18 protein-coding genes and 1 other annotated feature are annotated in these 24916 nt (G+C 43.3%); of the genes, 2 read left to right on the forward strand and 16 right to left on the reverse strand.

Annotated features, from left to right (window positions below):
* The first annotated feature begins 29 nt into the window (after positions 1–29).
* The gene (locus AAC978_RS03915) at positions 30–155 is read left to right on the forward strand and encodes a hypothetical protein (protein WP_341546691.1); all 126 of its coding nucleotides are present in this window, start codon (positions 30–32) and stop codon (positions 153–155) included.
* A 1-nt stretch (position 156) separates the two neighbouring features.
* Here the strand turns inward: AAC978_RS03915 and AAC978_RS03920 are convergent, their stop codons facing one another.
* From AAC978_RS03920 to AAC978_RS03970, 11 genes are all read right to left on the reverse strand, one after another.
* Positions 157–651 (reverse strand): DNA-deoxyinosine glycosylase, encoded by a 495-nt coding sequence (locus AAC978_RS03920; protein WP_341546693.1) that lies wholly within the window; start codon positions 649–651, stop codon positions 157–159.
* 306 nt (positions 652–957) lie between these two features.
* Positions 958–1407, reverse strand: coding sequence for a GNAT family N-acetyltransferase (locus tag AAC978_RS03925; RefSeq protein WP_341546695.1), 450 nt, complete (start codon positions 1405–1407; stop codon positions 958–960).
* A 189-nt stretch (positions 1408–1596) separates the two neighbouring features.
* Complete coding sequence (locus AAC978_RS03930; protein ID WP_341546936.1) at positions 1597–1950, reverse strand: tyrosine-type recombinase/integrase; 354 nt, start codon at positions 1948–1950, stop codon at positions 1597–1599.
* Positions 1951–2170: 220 nt separating this feature from the next.
* Positions 2171–2644, reverse strand: coding sequence for a DUF456 domain-containing protein (locus AAC978_RS03935; protein ID WP_341546696.1), 474 nt, complete (start codon positions 2642–2644; stop codon positions 2171–2173).
* A gap of 139 nt (positions 2645–2783) precedes the next feature.
* Positions 2784–3911: a 6-phosphofructokinase gene (locus AAC978_RS03940; RefSeq protein ID WP_341546698.1), complete on the reverse strand. Its 1128-nt coding sequence runs from the start codon at positions 3909–3911 to the stop codon at positions 2784–2786.
* A 44-nt stretch (positions 3912–3955) separates the two neighbouring features.
* A complete protein-coding gene (locus AAC978_RS03945) occupies positions 3956–5698 on the reverse strand; it encodes an ABC transporter ATP-binding protein (RefSeq protein WP_341546701.1) in 1743 nt (580 codons plus the stop codon).
* A 495-nt stretch (positions 5699–6193) separates the two neighbouring features.
* Positions 6194–7159, reverse strand: a complete 966-nt coding sequence (amrB, locus tag AAC978_RS03950) for an AmmeMemoRadiSam system protein B (protein WP_341546703.1) — start codon at positions 7157–7159, stop codon at positions 6194–6196.
* Between the two features lie 31 nt (positions 7160–7190).
* Positions 7191–12083: an Ig-like domain-containing alpha-2-macroglobulin family protein gene (locus AAC978_RS03955; RefSeq protein ID WP_341546705.1), complete on the reverse strand. Its 4893-nt coding sequence runs from the start codon at positions 12081–12083 to the stop codon at positions 7191–7193.
* A gap of 267 nt (positions 12084–12350) precedes the next feature.
* Positions 12351–13379 (reverse strand): 3-deoxy-7-phosphoheptulonate synthase, encoded by a 1029-nt coding sequence (locus AAC978_RS03960; RefSeq protein ID WP_341546707.1) that lies wholly within the window; start codon positions 13377–13379, stop codon positions 12351–12353.
* Between the two features lie 483 nt (positions 13380–13862).
* Complete coding sequence (locus AAC978_RS03965; protein ID WP_341546709.1) at positions 13863–14831, reverse strand: hypothetical protein; 969 nt, start codon at positions 14829–14831, stop codon at positions 13863–13865.
* A gap of 133 nt (positions 14832–14964) precedes the next feature.
* Positions 14965–16773, reverse strand: coding sequence for an FAD-dependent oxidoreductase (locus AAC978_RS03970; protein WP_341546711.1), 1809 nt, complete (start codon positions 16771–16773; stop codon positions 14965–14967).
* A 333-nt stretch (positions 16774–17106) separates the two neighbouring features.
* Here AAC978_RS03970 and AAC978_RS03975 point away from each other — a divergent pair, with 333 nt between their 5' ends.
* Positions 17107–18270, forward strand: a complete 1164-nt coding sequence (locus tag AAC978_RS03975) for a DUF4317 domain-containing protein (protein ID WP_341546937.1) — start codon at positions 17107–17109, stop codon at positions 18268–18270.
* A 662-nt stretch (positions 18271–18932) separates the two neighbouring features.
* Here AAC978_RS03975 and AAC978_RS03980 read toward each other — a convergent pair.
* The 5 genes from AAC978_RS03980 to proC form a co-directional block, all read right to left on the reverse strand.
* Complete coding sequence (locus AAC978_RS03980; RefSeq protein WP_341546712.1) at positions 18933–20582, reverse strand: methyl-accepting chemotaxis protein; 1650 nt, start codon at positions 20580–20582, stop codon at positions 18933–18935.
* Between the two features lie 453 nt (positions 20583–21035).
* Positions 21036–21173 carry a hypothetical protein gene (locus tag AAC978_RS03985; protein ID WP_341546714.1) on the reverse strand — a complete coding sequence of 46 codons (138 nt, stop codon included), beginning with the start codon at positions 21171–21173 and terminating at the stop codon, positions 21036–21038.
* 144 nt (positions 21174–21317) lie between these two features.
* The gene (locus tag AAC978_RS03990; protein ID WP_341546716.1) at positions 21318–22571 is read right to left on the reverse strand and encodes a glutamate-5-semialdehyde dehydrogenase; all 1254 of its coding nucleotides are present in this window, start codon (positions 22569–22571) and stop codon (positions 21318–21320) included.
* Positions 22572–22586: 15 nt separating this feature from the next.
* Positions 22587–23699 carry a glutamate 5-kinase gene (gene proB, locus AAC978_RS03995; RefSeq protein ID WP_341546717.1) on the reverse strand — a complete coding sequence of 371 codons (1113 nt, stop codon included), beginning with the start codon at positions 23697–23699 and terminating at the stop codon, positions 22587–22589.
* Positions 23696–24499, reverse strand: a complete 804-nt coding sequence (gene proC / locus AAC978_RS04000; protein WP_341546719.1) for a pyrroline-5-carboxylate reductase — start codon at positions 24497–24499, stop codon at positions 23696–23698. Before proC ends, proB begins: the two co-directional genes overlap by 4 nt.
* Before the next feature lie 132 nt (positions 24500–24631).
* Positions 24632–24824, reverse strand: a binding site (T-box leader).
* Positions 24825–24916 lie beyond the last annotated feature (92 nt).

The following is a 24916-nucleotide window of genomic DNA, read 5'->3' on the forward strand; positions in this document are numbered from 1 at the left end:
CCACGGACGGCGGGCGGGTCCTGCAGGAAATGTCACATAACGTTCTGAAGCGTCCCAACTACATGCATCATCCTCTAGTGGCGGGACTCCTCTGTTGTACTATGGACGCCGCCCGCAAGACCTTCTGTAGGATTATGAATTACCAAAGTGCCTAAGTCAGATTGTTAAGTAGTCTACAATTGTTCCCCATTCTTTCAACTTTGCTTCAAATTTCATTGTATTTGCCGGACTTGTTGAGGGTAATAATTTATAATCAATGCTAGGCTGGTCAAACCCCACCCGTTTCTTATACACTTCAAACGCCTTTGTTCCATTAAAAACAACTAATTTAAGGTTTGGATAATTGTCAATTAGCCCTCTAAAGTCGTTGACTGTTTCATTCTCAATATTAGAGTCTAAACTACCAACACGGTAGCATGTACTAATAACGTCCCAAAGGGCGATCCCCTTTTCCCGTATAAAGAAGATACGGTCATTATACTCTTGGTCTAAAGGCGTTGAGAAGATTGAATATATGATCTTCCAAAAATGATTCCTTGGATTTGCATAGTACTGTTGTTCCTTAATTGATTTAACTCCGGGCATTGAGCCAAGTATTAAGATTCTTGACCTATCATCAATACTCGGGGCGAACGATTCAACTTTGCTCATAATGCTCCCTAAGCACCCGTCTTCCTATATTTTTTCTTATAGAGCGTCAGTCGTATAACGTTCTACGTATTACCGAAGTCTGCATACTACCTTCATGTTTTCTCGGATTTTGGTAACACTCTGTTCTACGACGTATCGTGACCCCAGACTCAGACAGCGCCATGGACGGCGCTGCCTCAAACATGCCAACATAATACGAAATCATAAAATTCGAATTAGCTCTGACAATATGAACAGTCTATCAATATCGTCGATATATTTCTCTAATTAACTCCCACTTTCCTCCATGCCCTAAAAATACTTGAGTTATAAAGGTATTACAAAATACACTCGTCTGTAATCGTCTTCTAATCGACGTCCCACTTCGACAAACCCGAGCCCAAGATAGTACCTAATATTTTCAGTCATTAACTCGTTTGTATAAAGATTGACTTCTTGCATACCCGCTTTTCTTGCAAAATTTAAAGCAAACTCAATTAATTTACGTCCAATTCCTCTTCCCTGGAAATCTGGGTGAACTGCTACATTTTCTATAAATAGGGAATTCCCTTTTGGGAAAATGACAATAATGCCCATAAATTCTTCCGAATCTGTTGCTATATATACAACATTCTTCTCAATAAGTTTAGAGTAATCCGAAAGCATAGGCGCAGGCTTTTTACCCATTCTTTCAATGTACATGCTATAAGCCATATTTACACATTCAAAAATGGCTTGTTCTTGTTTCATTTCAGCAAGCTTAATATCCATACTCATTGCGCACTCCTTGAATTTATCCTACTACTTCGAAGGGATACTAAAATCCTTTCCGTCAGCGCCATGGACGGCGCGACTTGCACGATATGCCTAAAACGTCAATTTCCCGCACTTCATAATAATTGTACCTAGATATATATATCCGCATCTCTTTCGCGAATACTTTTCTATAGCTGTACTTCTACATTTTTATGAATCTAGAGAGCTTCGAATACGAAGGATATCCTTCTTTGTGACATGGGTATATATTTCTGTTGTTTTTGAGCTTTTATGGCCTAGGATTTCCTGAATATTCCTTAAGTCAGTTCCTGACTGTAACAGATGAGTTGCGAAGGAATGTCTTAGAGAGTGAATTGAAGCCTTTTTCTTGATTCCTGCTTTTTCACATGCATCTTTAAATATTTTTTGGGCCGACCGTTCCGAGAGGTGGGTTCCTTCAGCTTCCCCTGAGAATAACCATTCCTGGAGCCTTACCTTTTTCGCGTAGTTTCGAAGTGTTTCTAAGGCTACTTTGGATAGTATGGTGTAGCGATCTTTACGTATTTAAATCATAGGATATCCCCTCTTCAATTCCATTATATCCCTGTTTATCCATACAATAGCTAGTTTCCTGCATGATGTAACATTTTTTACCAAGGCATAAGATGAAGAAATATTAATGACCCCTACTTTCGAAGGGGTCATTTGTCAGATGAGACTCCTTTACGGGGTATCTCAAGAGGTTCAAAACTCTATTTTGGGCGTGTATTTCCCAAGCCTCACCCTAGATCTTCATAAAGAAGTAAATGATCATTAGGATCTCTACTCCGAGCTTGATGATTGTCCCTCCAAGGAGCCCGACCAAGGTACCAAAGCCCACGCGGATGGCCTGACTGAGCTCCGTCTTGCGCAGCAATTCTGCGACCACTGCTCCTAGGAAAGGACCAATGACGATTCCTAGAGGCATAAAGAATAAACCAAAGATCATACCGAGAGCTGCACCCCAGCCAGCCTGCTTGCTTCCACCATAGCGACGTGTACCCTCTACAGTAGCCCAGTAATCTACCAGGAAAATAAAGGCGAACACAAGACCCTGAATGAGAAAGAAAGTCAAGTCCAAGGTCGCAAAGCCAGTCATCAGGCCATAGATCAGCATTCCACCGTAGATGAGGATAGCCCCCGGCAAAATCGGGAGCACTGTACCCAATAAACCCACGATAAAGAGAATAATCGCGATGATTAATGCCGCTGTGGCCAAGCTTATCCCTCCATGTAATGTCTCTACTTATCACCTGCAACATGTCATCCTGAACGAATGCGAATAATCTTGACCTCAAATCAAGATCAACGATCCCTCGCACATGCTCAAGATGACACCTTGCCCATCTTGCCTTACTTTAATCCCCGAGCTCAATTCCCATACTACGTGCAGCCAGTAAAACGGGATCATCTGTTACTACTTTTTTCAATTGATGAACAGCCTCTTCTATAGGCACCCTCACTATAACTTGCCCCTGCAAAGCGACCATCATGCCGTAATCCTTATCTAGGGCAGCTTCCACTGCGGCGACTCCATACCGGGTAGAGAGAACCCGATCCACAGCTATAGGCGAACCGCCTCGCTGCAAATGCCCAAGCACTGTCACTCGAGTCTCCATCGCTGTCAGCACTTCCAATTCAGCGGCCAACTTGGCCCCGATTCCACCTAATTTGATGGGGTCTGTTCTACCTTGCATAGTCCTCTCCACGACCATTTCCCCACCAAAGGGTTTGGCTCCTTCAGCTACCACTATAATACTAAAGTGCTTTCCTTGATCAGCTCTTCTCTTGACCGCTTTAGCGATACTTTCCAGTTGGTAAGGAACCTCAGGAATCAAAATAACATCCGCTCCACCGGCAACGCCTGCATAGAGGGCAATCCAACCAGCATAACGTCCCATCACTTCCAAGATCATTATGCGATGATGAGACTCTGCTGTGGTATGAAGTCTATCCAAGGCATCTTGAGCAGTGGCGACAGCGGTTTGGAAGCCAAAGGTTAGATCCGTGGCCATGAGATCATTGTCAATGGTTTTGGGTACTCCTACTACGTTAAGCCCTTTTTTCGCGAACTCTAGGGCAATACTTAAGCTGCCGTCTCCACCAATGGCGATGAGGGCGTCAATTCCTTCAGCTTTAAATCTGCCGAGCACTTCCTCGGAGCGGTCCTGAATCTGCAACGTTCCTTCGACTAGAGTTGGGTACGCAAAAGGATTATCTCTGTTGGTGGTTCCTAGAATGGTACCTCCCCGAGGCAAAATCCCCGAGACATCCTTGAGGCCTAGGGTTCGAAAATCTCCCTCTACAGCTCCGCGAAAGCCATCCTGAATCCCAATAACTTCAATTCCACGGTAGCAGGCTGTTTTCACCGCAGCACGAATCACCGCATTCAACCCGGGGCAATCTCCGCCCCCTGTTAAAATAGCCAGCTTTTTTATAGTACCGTTCTTGATGTTTTCCTGGCCCTCTCCTCTTGCTTCTTCCATTGCATTTTCCTCACTCTCTTAGTCTTCAGCATTTCAGAGTCTATTTATCCATCCAGACCCTCGAATTGCATCGTATAGTAATGAGCATAGATCCCATCTAATAATAGGAGCTCTTGATGGTTTCCTCTTTCCTTAATTCCTTCATCCGTAATCACGATAATTTCATCGGCATTGCGAATGGTGCTCAGGCGATGGGCAATGACAATGGTCGTCCGGTTCTGGGCCAGTTCTTCCAAGGATTTCTGAATATAACGCTCACTCTCGTTATCCAGAGCTGAAGTGGCTTCATCCAGGATCAATATGGGCGGATTCTTCAAAAAGACTCGCGCAATGGACAGACGCTGCTTTTGTCCACCGGAAAGTCTTACCCCCCGCTCACCCACATAGGTATCATAACCTTCCTCAAGGGATGTTATAAACTCATGGATATTAGCCTTCTTTGCCGCCTCCATAATTTCTTCATCGGTGGCTCCTGCTTTACCATAGGCAATATTTTGTTTGATGGTTCCATCAAATAAATAGACATCTTGCTGCACGACGCCGATGGCATTGCGCAAGGATTCAAGGGTCACCTTGCGAATATCCTGACCATCGATGGTTATGGTCCCCGAAGTTACCTCGTAAAACCTTGGCAACAAGGAACACAACGTCGTTTTCCCCCCGCCAGAAGGACCGACCAAAGCAATAGTCTCTCCTGCTTTGATCTGCAGACTGACCTGATTGAGAACATGGGATTCCTCCTCATCATAGCCGAAGGTGACATTCTGATACTCTATATCCCCTTTGACCTGGGTTAAAGGTCTTGCCTCAGGCTCATCCATAATATCCGGGTGGGTCTCTAAGACTTCCACAAAGCGCTTAAAGCCCGCGTAGCCCTTTTGGAATTGCTCGGTAAAATTAATCAAAACGTCAATAGGATTAATAAAAATATTGATATAAAGAATATACACTGCCAGATCAGTTGCCCTTAAGGTCCCGTTGGCAATATTAATTCCCCCGGTAACTACTACTACGATGTAGAGTAGCCCTTGAAAGAAAGAGTTCCAAGCGTGGAAACCTCCCATGGTCTTATAGGCACCTGTTTTCGATTTTAGGAAGGCTTCATTGCTTTGGGCGAATTTCTTCTTCTCGATGGCCTCATTGGCAAAGGATTGCACAACCCGAATTCCCGCCAAACTGTCTTGGACACTGGAATTCACCTTGGCTATTTTGACACGATTATCACTGAAGATGGGCTGCATCACTTTGTTTTTATAGAGACTAAAAACAATGATCAAGAGGGTTACGATGGAGAGTGAAAGTGTCATTTGGACATTAAGGGTCATTAGGATAACAAAGGATCCGACGATTTTCAAAATAGATATGAAAAGGTTTTCTGGCCCGTGGTGAGCTAACTCTGAGATATCGAACAAATCGGCAACCAGCCGGGACATAAGATCCCCTGTATTGCGTTTATCGTAATAGGAAAAGGATAACTTCTGAAAATGGGTAAACAGATCCCGACGCATATCTGTCTCCATGCGCGCACCCATGATATGCCCGTAGGAAACGATAAAATACTGACAAAAATACTTGATGATATACATAGCTAATAAGCCTATCCCTACTATAAGAATGGTGTCCAGAATCGCTTCTCGACTTTGGGTAAATACGCTGTTAATTAAGTAGCTTAGAATCATGGGGAAGGCTAAATCTATGGCAGATACTATGATCGCACACGTCATATCCGTGTAAAAAAGCAATCGATAAGGCTTATAATAACTGATAAAACGCTTTAAAATACTCACTTCGAAACTCCACTCTTTCTACTAATAGTCGTCGTATCTTGAAAAATGTTGGCATAATTATCCTAGCACAAAAATCTCTAATAACCAACGAAACAAGTTCTCCTTTTTCAATTTGACTTATTCGAACAAACAAAAAACAGACCTCAGTCCAAAATGGACTTTAGTCTGTAAGCTTTAACGTGATATAAAGACAGCAACAGCTAAAGAAAACCCGGCTTCGCAAGCCTTAAATTCACGCATCACAAAAGGCTTATCGTTGGTTGCCCTTGTGCACCGTGAAGGTTTTCCTTTCCTTAACCATGTCTTCATTCGCCGATAAGCACAACAAAAGAGCCCCACTTTGGAATGGGTTACCGCCTTTTGCTGGTTACTTACCGAATACGAACGGAATGCAACATGGTTTAGAAATCCTCCTTAAATGAAAAATACGATTTATTATAGCATTAGGGAAAATTCATATCAATATCTATTAAGCCTGTGAGTTGTGTGTTCTTCCTACTCCTTTTCCGTAAATACCAATGTAAAATAACTGGTGGTTTCGATGAAGTCATTGCGCAGGATGATGCCGGAATTAGTATTGTCTAGCACATCGAACTCTCTTATACCATTTTGTTCTGCCAACCGAATAGCTGCTGCCAAGGAGGCGGGTGAATCTAAGTAATCATTACCCAAACTAAATAAAGTTGGAAAATCAAAGTTCATCATATGCCTTAGCGTCTCTTGATCCTTGGCTTGGGCCTCGCTTCTGGCTAGATAATGCGAAAAATCCACTGATGCGATTAATACTGCCCTATCACCCACAAAAGCTTCCAGTCCCTCTAATAACGCGTCGACTTCCTTGAGACTTACATCATGATGCAAAATTATGGGGACAATTTCCGCTTCCGGCAAGAAATGCTTCAGAATAGGTACGAGAGCTCCGATAGAGTGTTCTTTGGCGAGAACTTCTTCGTTTCTTACGACCAGACCTTTCGCCAGGAGATGCTTGACTGCCTCATCACTAACCTCCATAATTCCTTCTGGTGTCTGCCAGCTAGAGAATCCGCTAAGCACTCTTTCTCCTTTATTAAAATGGTTAGGACCGACCAGAATCACCAAATTCGGTTCCTGCAGAGCCAGAGCTTCCATGGCATCCACTAGCAGACGACCGGCTAGCAAATGATGGGGAAGGACAGCGCTTACAATCCTGCCCTCTGGTATTATAGGTTTTCCCGAACCATTTGCCAAAATCGTATTCAATTCCTGTTGTGTCACAAAGCTTGGGTGTATAGCGTTAGTCGGTGAGCTTTGGACCTTTTGGGCTTTGGAGTCACTTTGGCTGAGCATCGTCACCCTGGGTTCTACCCCACCTTCTTTTGCCCCCTTGCTACATGCTGATACTAACAGCAGAAGAAAACAACATAAAATCAAGCTGATCATAAGCTGGGCAGGCTTTGTGTTGAACCGAATTGAAAGTTTCATGTTATTACATCCTCATTTGAAAGCACATGGATTATTGATCTGAACTAATTGTAAGCTTAGCTTCGGCTCCGCTGGTATAAGTCTCGCTGTTCATAATGTTACTTAGAACCGGAGCTTCGCAGTTAAACTCACCAGGTGAGGTTACACGTGCTAGATATTTAATTTGTTTCTGCCCTTTGCTTAACTGGAAAACAAGTTTTTGACCATTCACTTCAACCGGGTAATCCCATGGACTATTATTATTTCTTTGGTAAGCATAGGGTCGGGAAATATGAGCTAACCCAGCTGGCAGAATGTCTATGACCTCATAGATACCACCAGGTGCTTTATCACCGATATTAACATCCATAACAATCTGAACCAAATCAGAACTGTTTACCGAAGTTCGTTCACTACCGTTGACGAGATAGCGACGACTAATACTCAGATCTGACCCATCGCCTGTTTCTCCGGCTCTAATCGCTTGGTTATAGGTGCTCACGATCCCGACTTGACCATTTACTTGACTAAATTTTATTTCCTTGAGGTCTTCAGGAAGTAGAATCAGTTTGAAAATTTCCCCGCCCTGTAGACTTTTTGTAATCTTCTCTCCGCTCAGCTCGTAAGTGATGCTTACTGGTGAAGCCTCCATATATTTGAGATTGTACTTAAGAATCTGAATTTGTTCCACCAGATTTAATATTTCCTTCCCTTGGTTTTCCAAGAGATATTGATACAGTTTATTCTTTTCCGGTTGATTCAAACGAGCAGCCAGCAAAGCCACCTGAGTTGTAGCCTGGATTATCTCGTCCTGATCACGTCCCACATTAATCCTTGTTGAGCTTCCTAAGTCCTGACCATATAGGCCTAGCAATTCACGAACTACTTTCTCAGCGAAAGCTCCATCTCCAATTTCCAGCAAAGCAAGAGCAAGGTTAATTCTCACCTCAGGCGCCAGATCTTTTTGCTGAAGATAATCTTCAATTTGGAGCAGCACTGGTTCTTGAAGAGCTGCCAGTCCTAATAAAACTAGACTCTGATCAACTTCCTTTTCCCTCTCCATCATCCGATAAAAATAGCTTTTTAAAGCCCTTTCGTCAAATATTCCTGAGGTACTGGAAGCTACCATGGCCGATAGCGCTAACTCACTTTCTCCATAGGGCAGAATGCTGATGCCACCATCCGTCTGTTGATAGTTGAGTAAAGTCTCGACTCCTTCACCTTCATATAACTTTTCTTCAGGAAAATACTCCTTCAACATTTTTCTAGCTTCAAGCCCTGCCAGCTTTTGTTCTAAACGACTGCCATTATTACAAGCCAGCTGGTACAAACCACGTAAGTACTGGCTTTTTTCATAATCGCTGAAGACCACAGTTGTCGGTTCCTGCTGAGAGCCTTTGACCACTAGCCCTTCCGTCAACAGCTCATGACTGGTGATTGTTCTGGCTTGGTAAGACTCGGCTACTTGGAATTCCTTTGTGAGCACATCTTGTAGTCCACCGCTTTCTGCTGCAACGGTTAAGGTATATTGACCTTTTTCCAGAACAGGTAGCTGCCAATCCAGTGCTGTATGGGAATCTGCACTTCCTTGCCAGGTCTCCTCCTTGCCCTCCTTAGTCGCCAGTTTCATTTCATAAGCTACCTTTTGACTGCTTTTTAAATGATCCCCGTAAGCACGAAGGAGGATTATTGGGGAGTCACCTTTGAGATAGGTTTTATTCAAATTCATCTCCACGAAAAAAGGTAAACGAACGGGAATCTGAGTCGTGCCACTAACAGCTTGCAAATCTTGTGTAAAGGCATGATAAGTTACTCGCCAAGAAGTCAGGTTATCTGGCAATTGAAATTCAATCTTTGCCCGACCCTTGTCGTCGGTTTGCAAAGTTGTAAACAGTACCGTATCCCGAAAATCCTTTCTTTCTGAGCCGCCTTCACCGCCCTGTTCTGCCCCTCCGCCGAACCCAGGGTGAAAGTGGGTTTTCTTAGTGAGGAGATTTAGGGTAATCCGATCACCGTATAGGTTAGCCAAGAAATCTGTCTTTTGTTGACGCAGGCTAAATAGTGCTTCATCAACCAGATTCAGGTTCACTTGGGCTCCTTTCACAGCTTGCTTATTCATATCTGTGACCTGAAGATTCAATTCCACCTTACTGCCTAGTCGATATTCAGCTTGATTTGTCTCAATTTTTACCTGAAGGGCCTTAGTCTCCTTTGCAAAGGGAATACTTATGAGATCCGTTTCATGATAGTTGTAGCCATCAAAATAGACACCTGCTACATTTATATTGGGAATGTGTTCCTGTTTAAACAAAAGGCTATGATGTGGTTCTTTGCTAACCTCGTATTGTTCAATCATTTTTTGGCCACTAAAGTAGAGAATACCTCCTTCTGTTGGAGATAGCTCACTGTCGTTAACCCTAAAATTCACCTGAATCTGCTCCCCAGGTTTGTAGCCGCTCTTCTTCGCCTCATCCTGCAGATAATAATATTGATACTTAGGATTGCCGTTATCCTGACCAATATGGATACGCTTCTTAAACGGTCGTCCTTCCTTGTCGACCACAACCAACTCGAGATAATAAGAATTTTGGCGATCCAAGGAACCTCCTGTATAGTTAATCTGCCCAGCGGCATCGGTCATCAAGTCTAAATCACCTATGTGTCTGGTCGAGTAGTCATAATAATAGGTCTTGACTACTTCTTTACTTATAAAGTCATAGCGCTCGCCTGATTCAACCGGTGTCCAAATCTCTTGATAGAGACTAGCCTTAAGAGGATGATTGGCCACAGGTTCCTTGAGGAAATTCTCTTCTGCGATGTATTCTCCATTATTGATATCCACTAGGTCCACTGTGGAGAGTTTGGCGCTAAGGGTATAGCCCCCCTCTTGACGCCACGCTTCTCCAGTCAAATGCACCTTGCTTTTGAACACATAGAACTCAGCTGAGTTATAGATTTCACCGGTTTCCGGCAGTAAAGCGTTCACTCCTAAGGAAACATAGTCATAGGAATTATATGCTTCCTTATCTACAGTTGCGGTGTACGAAATCTTCGCTTCCCCTTGTTCATCAGTGATCACGAAATCATTGCTACCTTGGATATAGTATTTTAAGGATAGTCCCGGAACAGGTGTCCCCTCAAAGAAGGTTGTTCTTGCTGCAAAATTCATGGTCTCCCCAGCAAATATAGCCTTTTTATCCTGAGATACAGTCAATTGGTATGCAGGTTTTTGGTACGTCTCTACTTCAAGGCCTCGGGATAGCAGGACCGTATTATCCAGCTTTAATTGCAGTGTATAGTATCCGGGTTTTAGCACTGGTAGTTTTAGTTCTCCACGATAGGTTTTGTCCTCAATTAAGATGGTCTGCTTAAGTATTGGACTGACCTCAACTTCATTATAATATGGATAATCCACACCAATTAGCTCTAGGGTAATTTCCTTGACCGGGTCAATACTTCGACCTTGGATATCCGTCTTACCCCGAGGAGCCAAAACTCCCCAGAAATGTACTACATCGTCAGGTTGGTACAACTCGCGATCAAGATAGAGGTACTTCCAGTAATCCATCGCTTGGCTATTTTCGCTATACCACTGAGGCCAAGACTCCAACGGAACCAATACTTCTTTGTTTTCACTTTTCACGAGGGCATAGTCCCGGTCTTTTCCCGTTAGCTTTTGTTGGATTAAAATCGCTCCCGAATCATCTGCCGTTTCAGATAACTGCTTGCTTTCAATAACGACCTCAGCTTTAGCTGCCGGAGCCTTACGATGCAAATCGTTGGCCCAAAAAAGGGTACTTCCTTCCCCTTGGGCAAGATATACTGCTAAATCAGTGACTTGAAACCAAACTTGTCTTGTCGTATCCCCCGCTTGGAATTCTGCTGCATAATATCCAGCCGCTAATTTTTCGGGAAAAACAATGTAATTCACATAATCATTGACTTGCAAAAACTTAGTATCGTATTCTGCAACCTTTAATTGGGGATCGAGAGTTTCCCGATACCCATTCCATGTAAAATAAGACCAGCGAGGAATTTGATCTCGTTTAGTAAGGGATGTGCGAAATGCTTGATGGTCAGGATAGCGGTAGAGGTCAATATGAAGAGGTGGAACAGGGAAAGTGGTTCCATCTGATTTATAAGCCTGATTATTGAAGTAAGCCGTGAAAGCAGGGATATCACTGGTGCTAAATTCTGTTAACTCTGTATCTAAATCATAACTGAAAGAAGGACTTGCTTGCTTGGCGGGTTCTGTTTCAAAGCTAAAGACATAATCCTCTTGCAAGGTTTGTGTGGTTTCGGGCAAAGTGAAACCCTTCTTCACGGTAACTGTATAGAGCGTGGACGGTTGTAATGTCTCAGGAACAAAGACCAAGGTTTTCTTGTGCCTCTCAAAAATCCCCTCAACCTTAGGAGAAATGCTAAAATGCTCCTTGACTCGATCGATATCAAAGTTTTCATGCGAAAAAGCAACCTCAATTCCTGTACTCATCGGAATATGGGTACTCTCATTGCGTGGTAAGGAACCCATGATACGAAATTGACCCTTGGTCTGGAAAGCCCAACTCAGGTTTTCTTGACTTAACCCTTGGGGATCAAAGGATAGTGTGTAAATGGTATTGGCAAGAAGCGGTTCTTTAGGGATAATCTTATAGGTCAAGCCCCCGGCTTGCTCTTCCAAACTGTAAGAAAATTCCGGGTTGGTTCGCAAGGCTTTTTCTATGGATTTTTCTTTCAAGGGTTCCTTGCTTGTCAATAAAAAAGCGCTGTCTAGATCAACACCTAATTTATCAGAATTCAGAGCCTCGAAGGTCACTTCAGCAGCTTGGACATTCTCAGACGTATTCCGCGACTGGCTCACACCCCAAAAGATGCCCATTAAAAGCAAGATGACCAATCCCAATCCTATTGAGAACTTCTGGTTCTTAAAAGTCTCTTTATTCATAGCGCATCATCCTTTCGTCTAGCCAAGGTTTAACACCGTACTAACGTTCAGGGGGGTGAACCTCCCTCAAAGCGAAGTCTCGTTCAAAGAGTTATTGTATTAATTCAGAAGTTCTATAAAGAATTACAATATCCTTTTAGTATCTTATGAATAAGAAAGCAGCCATTTGCTATTTTTACATCAGAGGTTAATTGTTTATTAAAACAATTAAGTCCACTATTCTCGTAATTATGAGATTAGTGGACTTTTATATAGTCTTTTCTTAGATTAGACATTCTCCGCTATAAAGTATATTAACTTTTCCGTGCTTTCCCATCCTAAACAAGCATCGGTAATAGATTTACCATAGATGTTTTCCCCAATACCCTGTCTTCCTTCTTCTATATAACTCTCAATCATAAGTCCCTTGATCATTTTCTTAAGCAAGGAATCATACTTCCTGCTGTGCAAAACTTCTCCGGCAATACGGGGCTGTTCATAATAGCGCTTCATGGAGTTGGCATGGTTCACATCCACAACGATGGCAGGATTGGCTAACTCAAGCTTTTCATACTCTTGAGCGGTCTGAATAAGGTTTTCGAAGTGATAATTAGGGATATTGTCCCCATTGGCATTCACTGCCCCTCTTAGAACTGCGTGAGCATAGGGATTGCCGGTGGTTTCAACTTCCCAGCCATTATAAATGAAAGAATGATTACTTTGGGCGGCGATCAAGGAGTTAAACATGACCGTAATGTCACCACCGGTCGGGTTTTTCATGCCTACGGGCAGATCAATTCCACTCACAGTCAGACGATGCTGCTGGTTTTCAACAGAACGGGCTCCTATAGCAATATATCCCAAGACATCCGCCAGATAACTATAATTCTCGGGGTAGAGCATCTCATCAGCTGCAGGCATACCAAATTCAGATATTGCACGAATGTGCAGGCGACGAATGGCTTTGATCCCTTCCACCATATCCGGAGCTTTTTCTGGGTCCGGCTGGTGAACCATTCCTTTGTAGCCCTCTCCTGTGGTGCGGGGTTTATTTGTATAGATTCTCGGGACAATTAATAAGGTTTCTTTGACCTTTTCCTGAACCTTGGCTAATCGTTCTATATATTCACAAACAGGGTCCTCGTGATCTGCTGAGCACGGGCCGACAATCAATAAGAAGCGTCGATCCTCATTAGCTAAGATTTTCTTAATCTCATCAACCCGCTGATCGCGGATTTTACTGACTTCCTTTGTCAAAGGTAAGTTCTCAATAATCTCTTCGGCAGAGGGTATTCTCTTTACAAATTTCATACTCATCTATACATACACTCCTAATTTCTTGGTGGCAACCATAGAATAGATAATTTATATTATTACAAGTATAGATATATTATATAAAATTCGCAAGAAGAAAGTCTAACTTTTATATAACAATTTTAAATTTATCATGTCTTTTCTACGGTAGAAAAAACCCTTACCTGCTGTGAGAAAGGCGTTATGTGTTTATGGGCGCCAGGCGGTTTACAGATTTCCAAGTGTTCTTGACGATTCATATCTTCTGCCATAATGATTCACAGGCCTTTCCAAATATCAAGTAAACAGCATTTGTGATAACTAAACATCTAACTGAAAACGCTTAAGTTCATTATAAGTCACTTTTGTAATGGTTACGTTAGGACATGGTTTGAGTTTAGTTAATTCTCCTTCTTTTATATGGTAGAGGATAAAAGTAATTTTCACATGGAACAAAGAAACCAGACCGCAGATGAATGCGAGGTCTGGTTTATAATCCTTTTTATATTAATCTCCTATAAATGGTGAATTCTCAAGCTCCACTTCGATTATTGTATCTTGATTGACCGTTATTTTGCTCTGATAGCTTCCATAGGAGCCTAACCCAGATACATAAAGCTGGTATTCACCTTTCGTTACCTCTAATCTCGTCTTTCCCAGTTCATCGGTCTGGCCCCTATAGGGGTGAAGAATTACGGATGCTCCCTCGATTCGTGTCCTATCTTTGCGGTCCAAGACCTCGACATTGACTCTGCATTCAGGTGGATTGACCACTCGGAAACTAAAGGCTGTCTCACCTTCCAGATGGGGAGTTCCCATCTTAGGCTCTGGGAATTTTACCAACCAATAATATATGCCTTCTAGATCGGGAGCTCGTAGCTCTACCTCAGTCCAATATAAACCCTCTGTATCTTCCCAAGGTACTTGGCCTAGCTTAGCTTGCGCCACCTTGATATTTTCTTGATTAAAGACGTCAATCACCTGATTTGTGAGCTGACAATCTGCAGAGCACTTCACCCCAACCTTGAATTTCATCAGGTCCTTGATCACAACAGTTGAACTCACATCCCAGACAACTATGCTTGACTCATGAAGAGTTTTTGTAGAAAAGGTAATGGGAACCGAGGCCTCCAAATGACAAATACCCGCTTTTTCTTGTTCTGGATATTGGGCTTTCCAAGTATAGGTGCCTGGCAAGGTTGGTACCTTAAGGACAATGGGATCCGTCTCGAAGTCCATCCCATGGGGGATAATCAGAGCAACTTCTTTGACCACCTGTCCCTCGTGATCAATCACTTGGACTTTATCCGCTTTAAAATTGCATTTCTCCGGACATGTCACTCTAACTTTTATGGTAATAAATGCTCCTGGCTTGATTTCTGTAGGAGGAGCTTTAACAATACTTAGGGTAACTTGATGTGTCATCACTGCCTCGGTAGAGATTTCTTGTGCATCCAATGTCATCTTATCTGCCATAGTTCTCACACTCCTGAGTATCGTGGTCGTATTTTTGCGGGGTAATTTTTGCGTGGTATACGTAAGGGAGGGTATGATCCCCTCCCCTGATAATTATTCTAGATAGATGTATTTCGCCTACTGCGTTGCTGTCTTATTCCCACGGAGCCTCCTTAGCCGCATTCTCACCAGCAATCCGTGCTACAGTCGCATAGTTGCCCAAGGAACCATGAGGACGCCGCCAACCCATGGCATTGCCCAACTCACCCGCAGCGTAGAGGTGAGGAATAACTTTTTCCTGATCGATGGAAATGCTTCCATCGGTAGCTTTGCCGCTGTATCCAGCTAGTTGATCGGCCTGCTCGATGACCTGGGATTTGGTATTAACACGAACGCCATTGCGTTGTGTGTGACGGATCAAGGATGCCTTAAGACCATAGAAAGGTGGCTTGGCAATTTTAAACATGGTCGTTTTGCCAAAATCTTCGTCCTTACCAGCATCGACAAAACCATTATAACGGTTGATGGTTTTCTCCAATTCTGCTACAGGAATTCCCATCTTTTCAGCCAGTTCGGAAATACTGTCAGCTATGGCTACGCAGGCTGGGTCAAACATAAGACCTTTCTTGGGGTTAGGGTTCTTCAAATCTTCAATAGGCCACTTTAACGCAGCTGCACTTTCAGAATCAGCAATTGCCCAAACATTTCTGGTTTGCGGTAGGCTAAGATATTTGGCAGTGTAGGGCCATTCAGGGTTTTCATTCAAGCCCCCGGCTTCACCTTTGGCAGGATCCGCTTTTCTAGCCCCTTCCAGTTCGTTAATATAACGTACACCATCATTTTTTACTAAAATAACTCGCTCGAAGAATGCGGCAGAACGCGAAATTCCCTTACCATCTGAATAATAAGCAGCGGTCTTAAAGTCAGGTGGTTCCCATCCCCAGTAGGATCTGGAGCCATAAAACAGATAAATATATGAGGTGAAGGACATATCACTGAAGCCAGCGCCAACTTCGGCAGCGGCTAAGTGACCATCACCGGCACTATCTACAAACAGCGTTCCATCGGCTGGAGTACCGCCATCACCAAAGCAATCCGGCCCCACGACCCGTGGATCCCAGGCTTGAGCCATTCGGTAGTTGTCAGTCCAGGTTCCTGTACAAAGGATGACCCCTTTGCGGGCTTTAATACTGATTGTTCCTTCTGGAGTTTCTACCGCTACTCCTAGAACTGGGCCTCCGGGTTCACGATAAACCTTCTTCATACGATGCTTGAAGAGAATAGGAACTCCCATCTCTTTTAACTTCTTCTCCCAGACTGTAGTCCAGGCTAATCCAAAGCTCATAGGACTATTGGGCTTAGCATCATATACACCTGGGTTGGCTGCTGGATAATGGGAACGAGTAACACGATGGACTTCCGGACTTGAATTACCGACAGTAGCATACCATTTAAAGCCCATGGATTCCATCCATTCGATGAGTTCCGGTCCTCTTTCCACATATGTACGAATCAGCTCCGGGACACCACGGTATCCACTGGCTTTCATTTCATCTTCAAACCAGTCTTCGATATTATCCTGTAATCCCGCTTCTTTCTGGATCCGTGTACCTCCAAGTATGGCATGACCCCCTGCGGTTTTATACAGCCCGCCAGCCCAATCATTTTTTTCAAGAACGATAACATCAGAACCAGCATTTTTAGCTTCAATAGCAGCTGCTAATCCACAGCCCGTACCAATAACTACTACATCCGTTTCCTTATCCCATTTTTCGGGTAACCAAGGCTTTGCTTGAGTAGCAGGCTTTGCATCTTTAGCCGGAGTTTGCGTTCCTTGGCTGCATCCTGATAGCAAGAAGCTAGCACCTACTGCAGTACCGGCTGTCATGAGACCCGCATTTTTTAAGAAATCTCGACGAGAAAGTCTTTCCCTTTTCAGTTCATCTTTCTTTTCCTTAGACATTCTTAAACCTCCCTTTACTTTTTCAGGTAGCGGTTGTCACTTTATTGTGAAATATCCCACACATTAAACATAGCATTCCTCCCATTTACTGTCAATGATTACTTGTTAATATTTTCACACACGATTCAAGCTATTCTTCTTTCATATACTAATATTCTATTAAATTAGCTAAGTTGGCTAAATAAGCTAAGTTGGCGCAGTATTTTTGACACTTATTGTTTGACAAACAAAAAAGCAAATACTAATCCGTTATTTCTTCATTGACTATCTTCAGTAAAATTTGCTACCTTAATATAAGTTGCCTTTTTGCTTTTTTATAAGGAGGAATAAATGATGAACCGAAACGATGTAGCAAGTATACGTAAAGAGCTTAAACAAGACAACACAAAGCTAAAACTAGGTGATGTTGTTAGTATTTATGTCAAAGGGGATCTCAAACAGATTATCGGCACCGAAAAAGAATACTTTGACAGAATGGATGCAGAGAAGCAAGAGCTTTATATCAAGAATTTTAAAAAGCTCCTTACCGGCCCTCTAGATTCTAAAGTCTTCGGACTGGAATTCGCAGATAATAAATTAGGGCAAAACCCTCGCCAAAAAGTATTATTCGAAACCCTAAAAACCGAAGATTTTATGGAGCAAGCCGAAGAAATCACTCTCAAAATCATTGAGAATTGTCATTACGAAGGTGATTATATGGTTTCCTTCCTACGGGGTGAAGTCTATAAGCTCATGAAAAGGGAAAGCAGAGAAGATGAATCAGGAATCGATGATATCGTATTTTCCTTTGAATTCTTCATGGGCAGTGTTAATCCAGTAGCCATCCCCAAGACTGCCCTTAAATTCGACTTTGAAGGTAAAGTATTTAAAGCAGATATCCCGATGGACGTGACGATCAATCTAACCTCTCCCTTAGATGGATTTATGTTCCCCTCCTGGAGTGACAATTCCGCTGATGTGAATAAGGTCGTTTATTACTCCAATAAAGCCAATGACCCTAACACAGAATTCTTCACTCAGGTTCTGGGCTGCGAATTACATACTACCGCCCAAACGGAAAAAGAGCAGTTCCTTGAAATTGTTCAAGAAGTCGCGGGTAGAGAAATCGAGCCTGAGAAGATCGCTAGGATCTATGAAAGTGTGAACACGATTATTGAGAGAAATGAGGAAGAAGAAAGCCCAGAAGTCCCTAGTGTGAGATTAAAGGATATGGAAAAAATCCTTCAGACCAGTGGAGTTGAAAACACTGAAGGGCTGGAGACCGCTTTCCTGAAAGTCACCGGGACGGAGAAGTATGAGTTTAAAGCCTCCAACCTCATACCCAACTTCAAAGGCAAATCGATTAAAATTGAGAATAACTCCGTGAGCATCTCTGTCAGTCCACAGGACTTAAAAAACATTAAGCAGGTCAAGAAAGATGGCAGGCGTTATTTACTTATCGAAATCGAGGAAGCAGCAAACCTTGAAGGGTTTGAATTAAGTACGGAGGAGTTTTAACGTCCACCATATCCCACCGAGCAATCAAGGGGCATAGTTTTTAGGTAAACTTCCAATGAAGATTGACTGCATTCGTTCAAATTCAACCAAAAAACCTCCTCAGCCTACAATTTAGATGAGGAGGTTTTTATTTCTGAAAAAGAAGAGCACGTAATGATCTATCTTACACCACGTGAGATAACTTATTACCCGGTAATAATCTTTCGACTACAGCCAAGCAGAATCGCCACCTCAAATGATGGTTCGTTCGACCATACTGGATATCTACCCGACCTTATTTAACCTTGCGGCTAAGTAAGACCGAAAATTTTATATATAGCCACGCGCCATGAGGTGTATGTCTATATACAAAAGATTTTCCAAAACCCAGCATGATCTTAACTCGACCCTTGCAGATAAGTTGGAACCCTCAGATAATCAAGGTTTAATCGACTAACTAAAAGCTTTTCCCTACCTAAAAGAATCTTCTCTCCGACAATTTATAAACGGGAGCCTATAAATCATCTTTGACCGACTTATACATACCTCTTTGACAAAGCATATATAAATCTTGGCTCAACCATTACGTACCCTTCGACATTATAGTGTGCAATTTCCTGATTAAATATTCTTGTCCATAAATAATTTTATTGCATTCCCTTAGCGGCAATTCTCTTCCCAATTTATACTTTAAAATCTTGAACTGATTCGCTTAGGCTCTCAGCCATTTTTGCCAGTTCTTCACTAGCAACACTTAACTGGTTCATAATATTATTTTGCTCTTCCACATGTCCGGTTACATTGGCGCTATTCACGGCAACCTGATGGGTTGTGGTGCTAATTACAACGATCGCTTCAGCCACTTGTTTGACAGCCAAGGACTGGGCCTGTGCCGATGTAGAAATAGTGTCCATTATCGAATCCAATTCCTGAACTGATTGCCCAAGGGTTTCAAATTTCGCTTGAACTTTATAAGCTACTTCCTTGCCTTGAGCAACTTCCATTGCTCCCTTATGCATCTTGTCTACTGCATCCGATATCTCTTTTTGAATAGAAAGAATTAATGTGGATATGCCCTCCACAGCGTTACTACTTTCCGAGGCTAACTTGCGAACTTCTTCAGCAACGACCGCGAATCCCCTGCCCTGCTCTCCTGCCCGTGCTGCTTCAATAGCTGCATTCAAGGCCAGTAAATTAGTCTGGTCAGCGATACCACTGATCGTGTTGGAGATAGTTCCGATCTTTTCAGAACTTAAGCGCAGTTGTTCGATAGTTCCTGCAATATCTTGGGTCACGATTTCAATGCCTCTCATGGTCTCTAAGTTCTGATTAACATCTTCTTTTCCTTCGATGGCTAAATCTCTCACTCGTTGACCGGCATTTGCACTCTTCTGGACCTGATGGGTTACAATTTCGGCGTTTTCTGCAACGTTTTCCGTTACGGCTCTAGTTTCCTCAGTACTGGAGGCAGTCTCCTGCATTCCCGCAGATATCTCCTCTATGGAAACAGTGATTTCTTGCATCCTGCCTCGGTTTTCATGAGCGGTGGCAGACAGTTCTTGTGAGGATGCTAAAACGGCTTGGGCAGTCTGAATTACATTGGTGACAATTTTCCTTTGTTTTGCGAGCATATCATTAAAGGCTTGCGCCAAACGAGCAGTCTCATCTTTTCCATGAACTTGAACCTGCACTTGAAGATCTCCTTGCCCAGCCCTTTCCATCTCCTTAAGGATTTCCTGGATGGGTTTAATGATACGATTGCTCATAATAATGCTCACTAGAACACTGGCCACAAATAAAATTGCTCCTACTACTAAGACTCGTACGACTAGAGATAGCATCTCTTCCTTAACATCAGCACCTGCCATGGCCTCTTGGCGGAGTAGGTCTACCCTGCCATTGATGTCTTGAGCAGTCTGATCAAATTCTTTCATGATAATATTTCCTGCTTCCGGACCACCGTCTATATAACCTTGGGCCATCTTCTTTCCTACAGAATAATATCCTTCAAAGGAAGTTCTGATTTCCTCATACTCTACCTCACGAGAAGGATTAAGCTGCTTTAATTCATCGAGCTGCTGCTGAAATTTTTGGGCCCAGGACTCTGCTTCATCGTATCCGTCATTATAGCCTCCGGTCGCTCTCGTTGCACTTATATCTGTCAACCATTGTTGGACTTGAATCACTGAAATCTTTAATTCCTCAGTCTTGATCGTCGTCTGAATCCCTTGGCTTACAAAATAGAAAGAACCAAAAGTAAATCCTTGAACCAGTGTCACAAATAGAAAGATTGTTGCAATAATTAGTAGAAATTTGCCACGAATACTTCTCATTAAGTTTCCTCCTAGACCTATTCAAATTCTAATCTGTAGAATTCTACATAATGTATTATTTTCCTTTGATATAATTTATAGCAATCTGTCGAAAAAAAGGACGGTGTGAAATTTCGATTTCACACTGCCCCTTTACAAAAAAAATAATCCAACTTTTAAAAACTTGTAAGCGTAGCTTCTCACACAATAGTGAACGATTTTAAGCGAGCAGCTACCCGTTCTTCGCGAAAAGCACGCAGCGGAGTCGGGTTGGAAACAGGACGTTTCCAACCCGCTAGAGAGCCAAGGATGGCGATTTAGCGGGGCACCCGACGGAGCGAAGTGCTTAAGCGTTAGAACGGGTGCACGCAGCTTACTGAGAGAACGATGTGTGAGAAGCTACCCGACCCAAATCTTTCAAGACTATGTAAGGAGGCCGTATAAAAATCGAAATTTCACACTGCCCCAATAGCCTCAGATTTCATAATGATTATGCTTGCCCTCATGCTCATAGGGTGAGTAAGCTTGGTATGGAAACAAATCCAATGAGAATTCTTGATTTTTAACGTTTCTGTAAAATTCCCTGACGCTTTCCAGGATTCTCTTATCCATTATCGATTCCTCCTCATACAACGAAAAGATACACATTGAACTCAAAATTAGTATGCATGAGTCGGAATCTAATTATAATGGCAATTGAAACCATGAAGAATCGTTAAATTATAAAGCTTATATATCGATAGCATGCTAGCCGTATCAAGTTACAATCTGGTCTTCTCCATAAATCATGTATTTCATAGTTGTGAGCTCTCGTAGTCCCATCGGTCCACGAGCGTGTAGCTTCTGGGTACTGATACCAATCTCTGCACCGAAACCGAATCGACCTCCATCAGTGAAGCGGGTGGAGGCATTGACGTAAACAGCCGCTGCGTCTACTTCATTTAAGAAGCGTTGGGCTGTCGTGTAATTCTCGGTGATAATCGTCTCCGAATGTTTGGTACCATACTGGTAGATATGATCCATGGCCTCATCTACATCCTTTACAACTTTAGCGCTGATGATAAGATCCAGATACTCAGTTCCCCAATCCTCTTCCTTCGCTTTAGCTGCATAGGGCAAGATAGAGCAGGTTTTTTCACATCCGCGAATTTCCACTCCGTAATCCCGGAGCTTAGTGCCCAGCAAGGGCAAGAATTCTGAGGCAACCGCTTCATGGATAAGCACAGTTTCTAAGGCGTTGCACACCCCTGGTCTTTGGGTTTTAGCATTAAAAACGATGCTGACGCCTTTATCTAAATTCCCCTCCTGATCCACGAAAGCATGACAAACCCCGGTACCTGTCTCGATAACAGGTACGGTGGATTCTTTGACCACTGTCTGTATGAGTCCTGCTCCCCCTCGTGGAATAATGACATCTACGTAACCATTCATCTTCATCAATTGTTGGACCCATTGCCGATCGGTATTTTCAAGGAGCTGTATGCAGGCTGTCGGTAGCCCTTGACCTTCGGCAGCTTGCGAAATAACCCTACTTAAAACCTTATTGCTTTCGATAGCCTCTGAGCCTCCCCGCAAAATCACGGCGTTACCGGATTTTAGACAGAGGGCTGCCGCATCCACTGTTACATTGGGACGCGCTTCATAGATCATGGCCACAACACCTAAGGGGACACGGGTACGCTGAATACGCAAACCATTGGGACGAGTCCAAAACTCCCCTTCACCTACGGGATCTGCTAAGTTTACTACTTCCCGTAAGGAATCACTCATCTGACGAATCCCTTCAGAAGTCAGGGTTAGGCGGTTAACTAAGGAGCTTTTGATTCCTTTCTGAATAGCACCCTCTACATCCCTTTGATTAGCCACCAAAATTTCCTGTTCCTGGGCTATAAGCGCATCGGCCATGGCCAAAAGAGCTTTATTCTTGTTCGCTGTGCTTGTATAGGCTAATTTACGCGCGGCATCCTTAGCCTTTTGCCCAATTGTCATCAGCTCCGGTGAAAAATCCATCCTAATCTCTCCTTTCTAACCTTCCAGCATCATCGTCATATTGTCACGATGCACGACCTCTTCACCCTCCAAATTAGGGATTAAGTCTAACATTACATCGGAATGCATACCGCGGACCCGCTCTAGTTCATCACTATTTAGTTCAACAAGCCCCCGGGCAACCTCAAGCCCATCTGGATTATTGATGCGCACCAGCTCTTTGCGCTCCCAGGTTCCTTCAAGTCCCGTAATACCGGAGGCTAATAAGCTTTTTCCCTTAAGCAAGGCATTGACTGCCCCTTGATCGATAAAAATGTTCCCCTCGGAAAGACCGCCATAGGCAATCCAGCGTTTTTTACCCACAATACGGTGCGTTGCTGGTAGAAAATAAGTACCCAGGGGGCGTTCACCTTGAATAAGCTTAATCATATCCTCCATATGCTTGGAGTGCATAAGAAACATACCAATACCAAAACGGGTGGCAATCTCTGCTGCTTTAATTTTCGTAAGCATTCCACCGGTTCCTAAGGAGCTTCCCGCTCCACCTGCTACACCTATTACTTCAGCAAGATCCTTAACCTCCGTAATGAGCTTAGCCGCAGGATCCAGTTTGGGGTTAGCGGAATAGAGGCCTTCCACATCTGTGAGAATCACCAGCAAATCTCCATGCACCAGTCCAGCCACTAAGGCCGAAAGACGATCATTATCTCCGAAACAAAGCTCCTCCACGGCAACCGTATCATTTTCATTGATAATAGGCACCACTTGAAAACGGAGCAATTGCTCTAAGGTGTTTTGAGCATTCTTATAACGAGAAGCTTCCGCCAGATCGATTCTTGAAAGCAAAACCTGAGCACTGACGAGACCATAAGCTTCGAGAGCAAGTGCATACTTCTCAATCAGAACTCCTTGACCAACTGCGGCTACAGCCTGCTTACCTGCCACATCCTTTGGCTTAGCTTTTAACTTCAGTTTCCCAACACCTGCAGCCACGGCACCTGAGCTGACCAGAACACATTCCACACCCACCTTATGAATCTCCGCAACCAATCGTGCAATTCGATCAATTGCTCGATCATCAAGACCACCTTCAGGGTGGTTTAAGCTACTACTACCAATTTTTATAATAATTCGCCGTAGCTCACTCACTCAAGATACACCCTTTCCATCTCTTCAGCACGAGCTTTGCAAGCTTTAGCTGCTCGTGCTACTAATTTCTCTAGACCATTTTTCCCAAATACATTCAGAGCTTCTTGTGTTGTTCCATTAGGCGAAGTAACTGCCACACGCAGCTCGCCGGGTGATTTGCCACTGGTAGCCAACATTTTCGCTGCCCCGAGGATGGTTTCCTTAGCAAGTGTTTCCGCTATCTCTGGAGTGAAGCCCATCTCCACCCCTGCCTTGACCAAGGCCTCTGTGAATAGATAAAAATAGGCCGGTCCGCTTCCACTCATGGCAATCAGGGGATTCATCTGTTCCTCGGTTACCCAGATGAACTTCCCGACGGCGCCAAAGACATCCTCTACAGCTTTTGTATGACCTTGATTGACCCCTTGCCCCTTGACCAAACCGGTCATGGAATGCATGACTGCACTGGAGGTATTGGGCATGGCCCTAACAAGGGGATTCTGGGGCAAATGTCTTTTCAGTAATGCCAAAGGAATTCCTGCCGCTACACTAACAAACAGCTGATTATCCGAAATGATCTCGCTGATGTTCGCCATAACCTCATTTACATCCTTAGGCTTCACCGCTAAAAGGATAATCTCTGAATCCCTAATTGTTTCCACAAAGGAAGCTGGGATTACCCCATAATCTTCCCTCATTTTTTCCAACTTAGCCTGATTGGAACGGTTAGTCACTCGAATTTCATAATGACCTGCCAGAGCTAGACCCTTAACAATAGCTTCAGCCATGTTACCAGCCCCTATAAACCCGATTTTTTTCATTCGTATCACCCTCTAATCTTTCTACTATATTAATAAGGTCCCTCAGTCATTCTTCCTCTAGGATGGTATAGTATTATGCCTTCTTGTCCGTACCGGACTCAAGCAACTAAAAAAAGGCCCTTTCATTCCTTTTCCAAGGACGAAAGAAGCCTTCCGCGGTACCACCTTTATTGCAATACGCCACTCAAGCCCGATAACGGTGGGATCCGTTTGATTCCTCATCAAAGCCTCACGATTGGGTTCAGTCACGCATCCTTAGGAAGTTGCACCAACCCTTCCCTCTCTCATAAAACGAGTAACCTACTAGATCGTTCCTCGGCAATCTATTCGATATATAATTAAGCAATTAAGATCAAGAAATAAATGTTTTATATAGTTTATCATAATACCTCTATGATTTACTAGGGTATTTTCCCC

The sequence above is a fragment of the Desulfitobacterium sp. THU1 genome (assembly GCF_038181555.1).
Classification (GTDB): domain Bacteria; phylum Bacillota; class Desulfitobacteriia; order Desulfitobacteriales; family Desulfitobacteriaceae; genus Desulfitobacterium.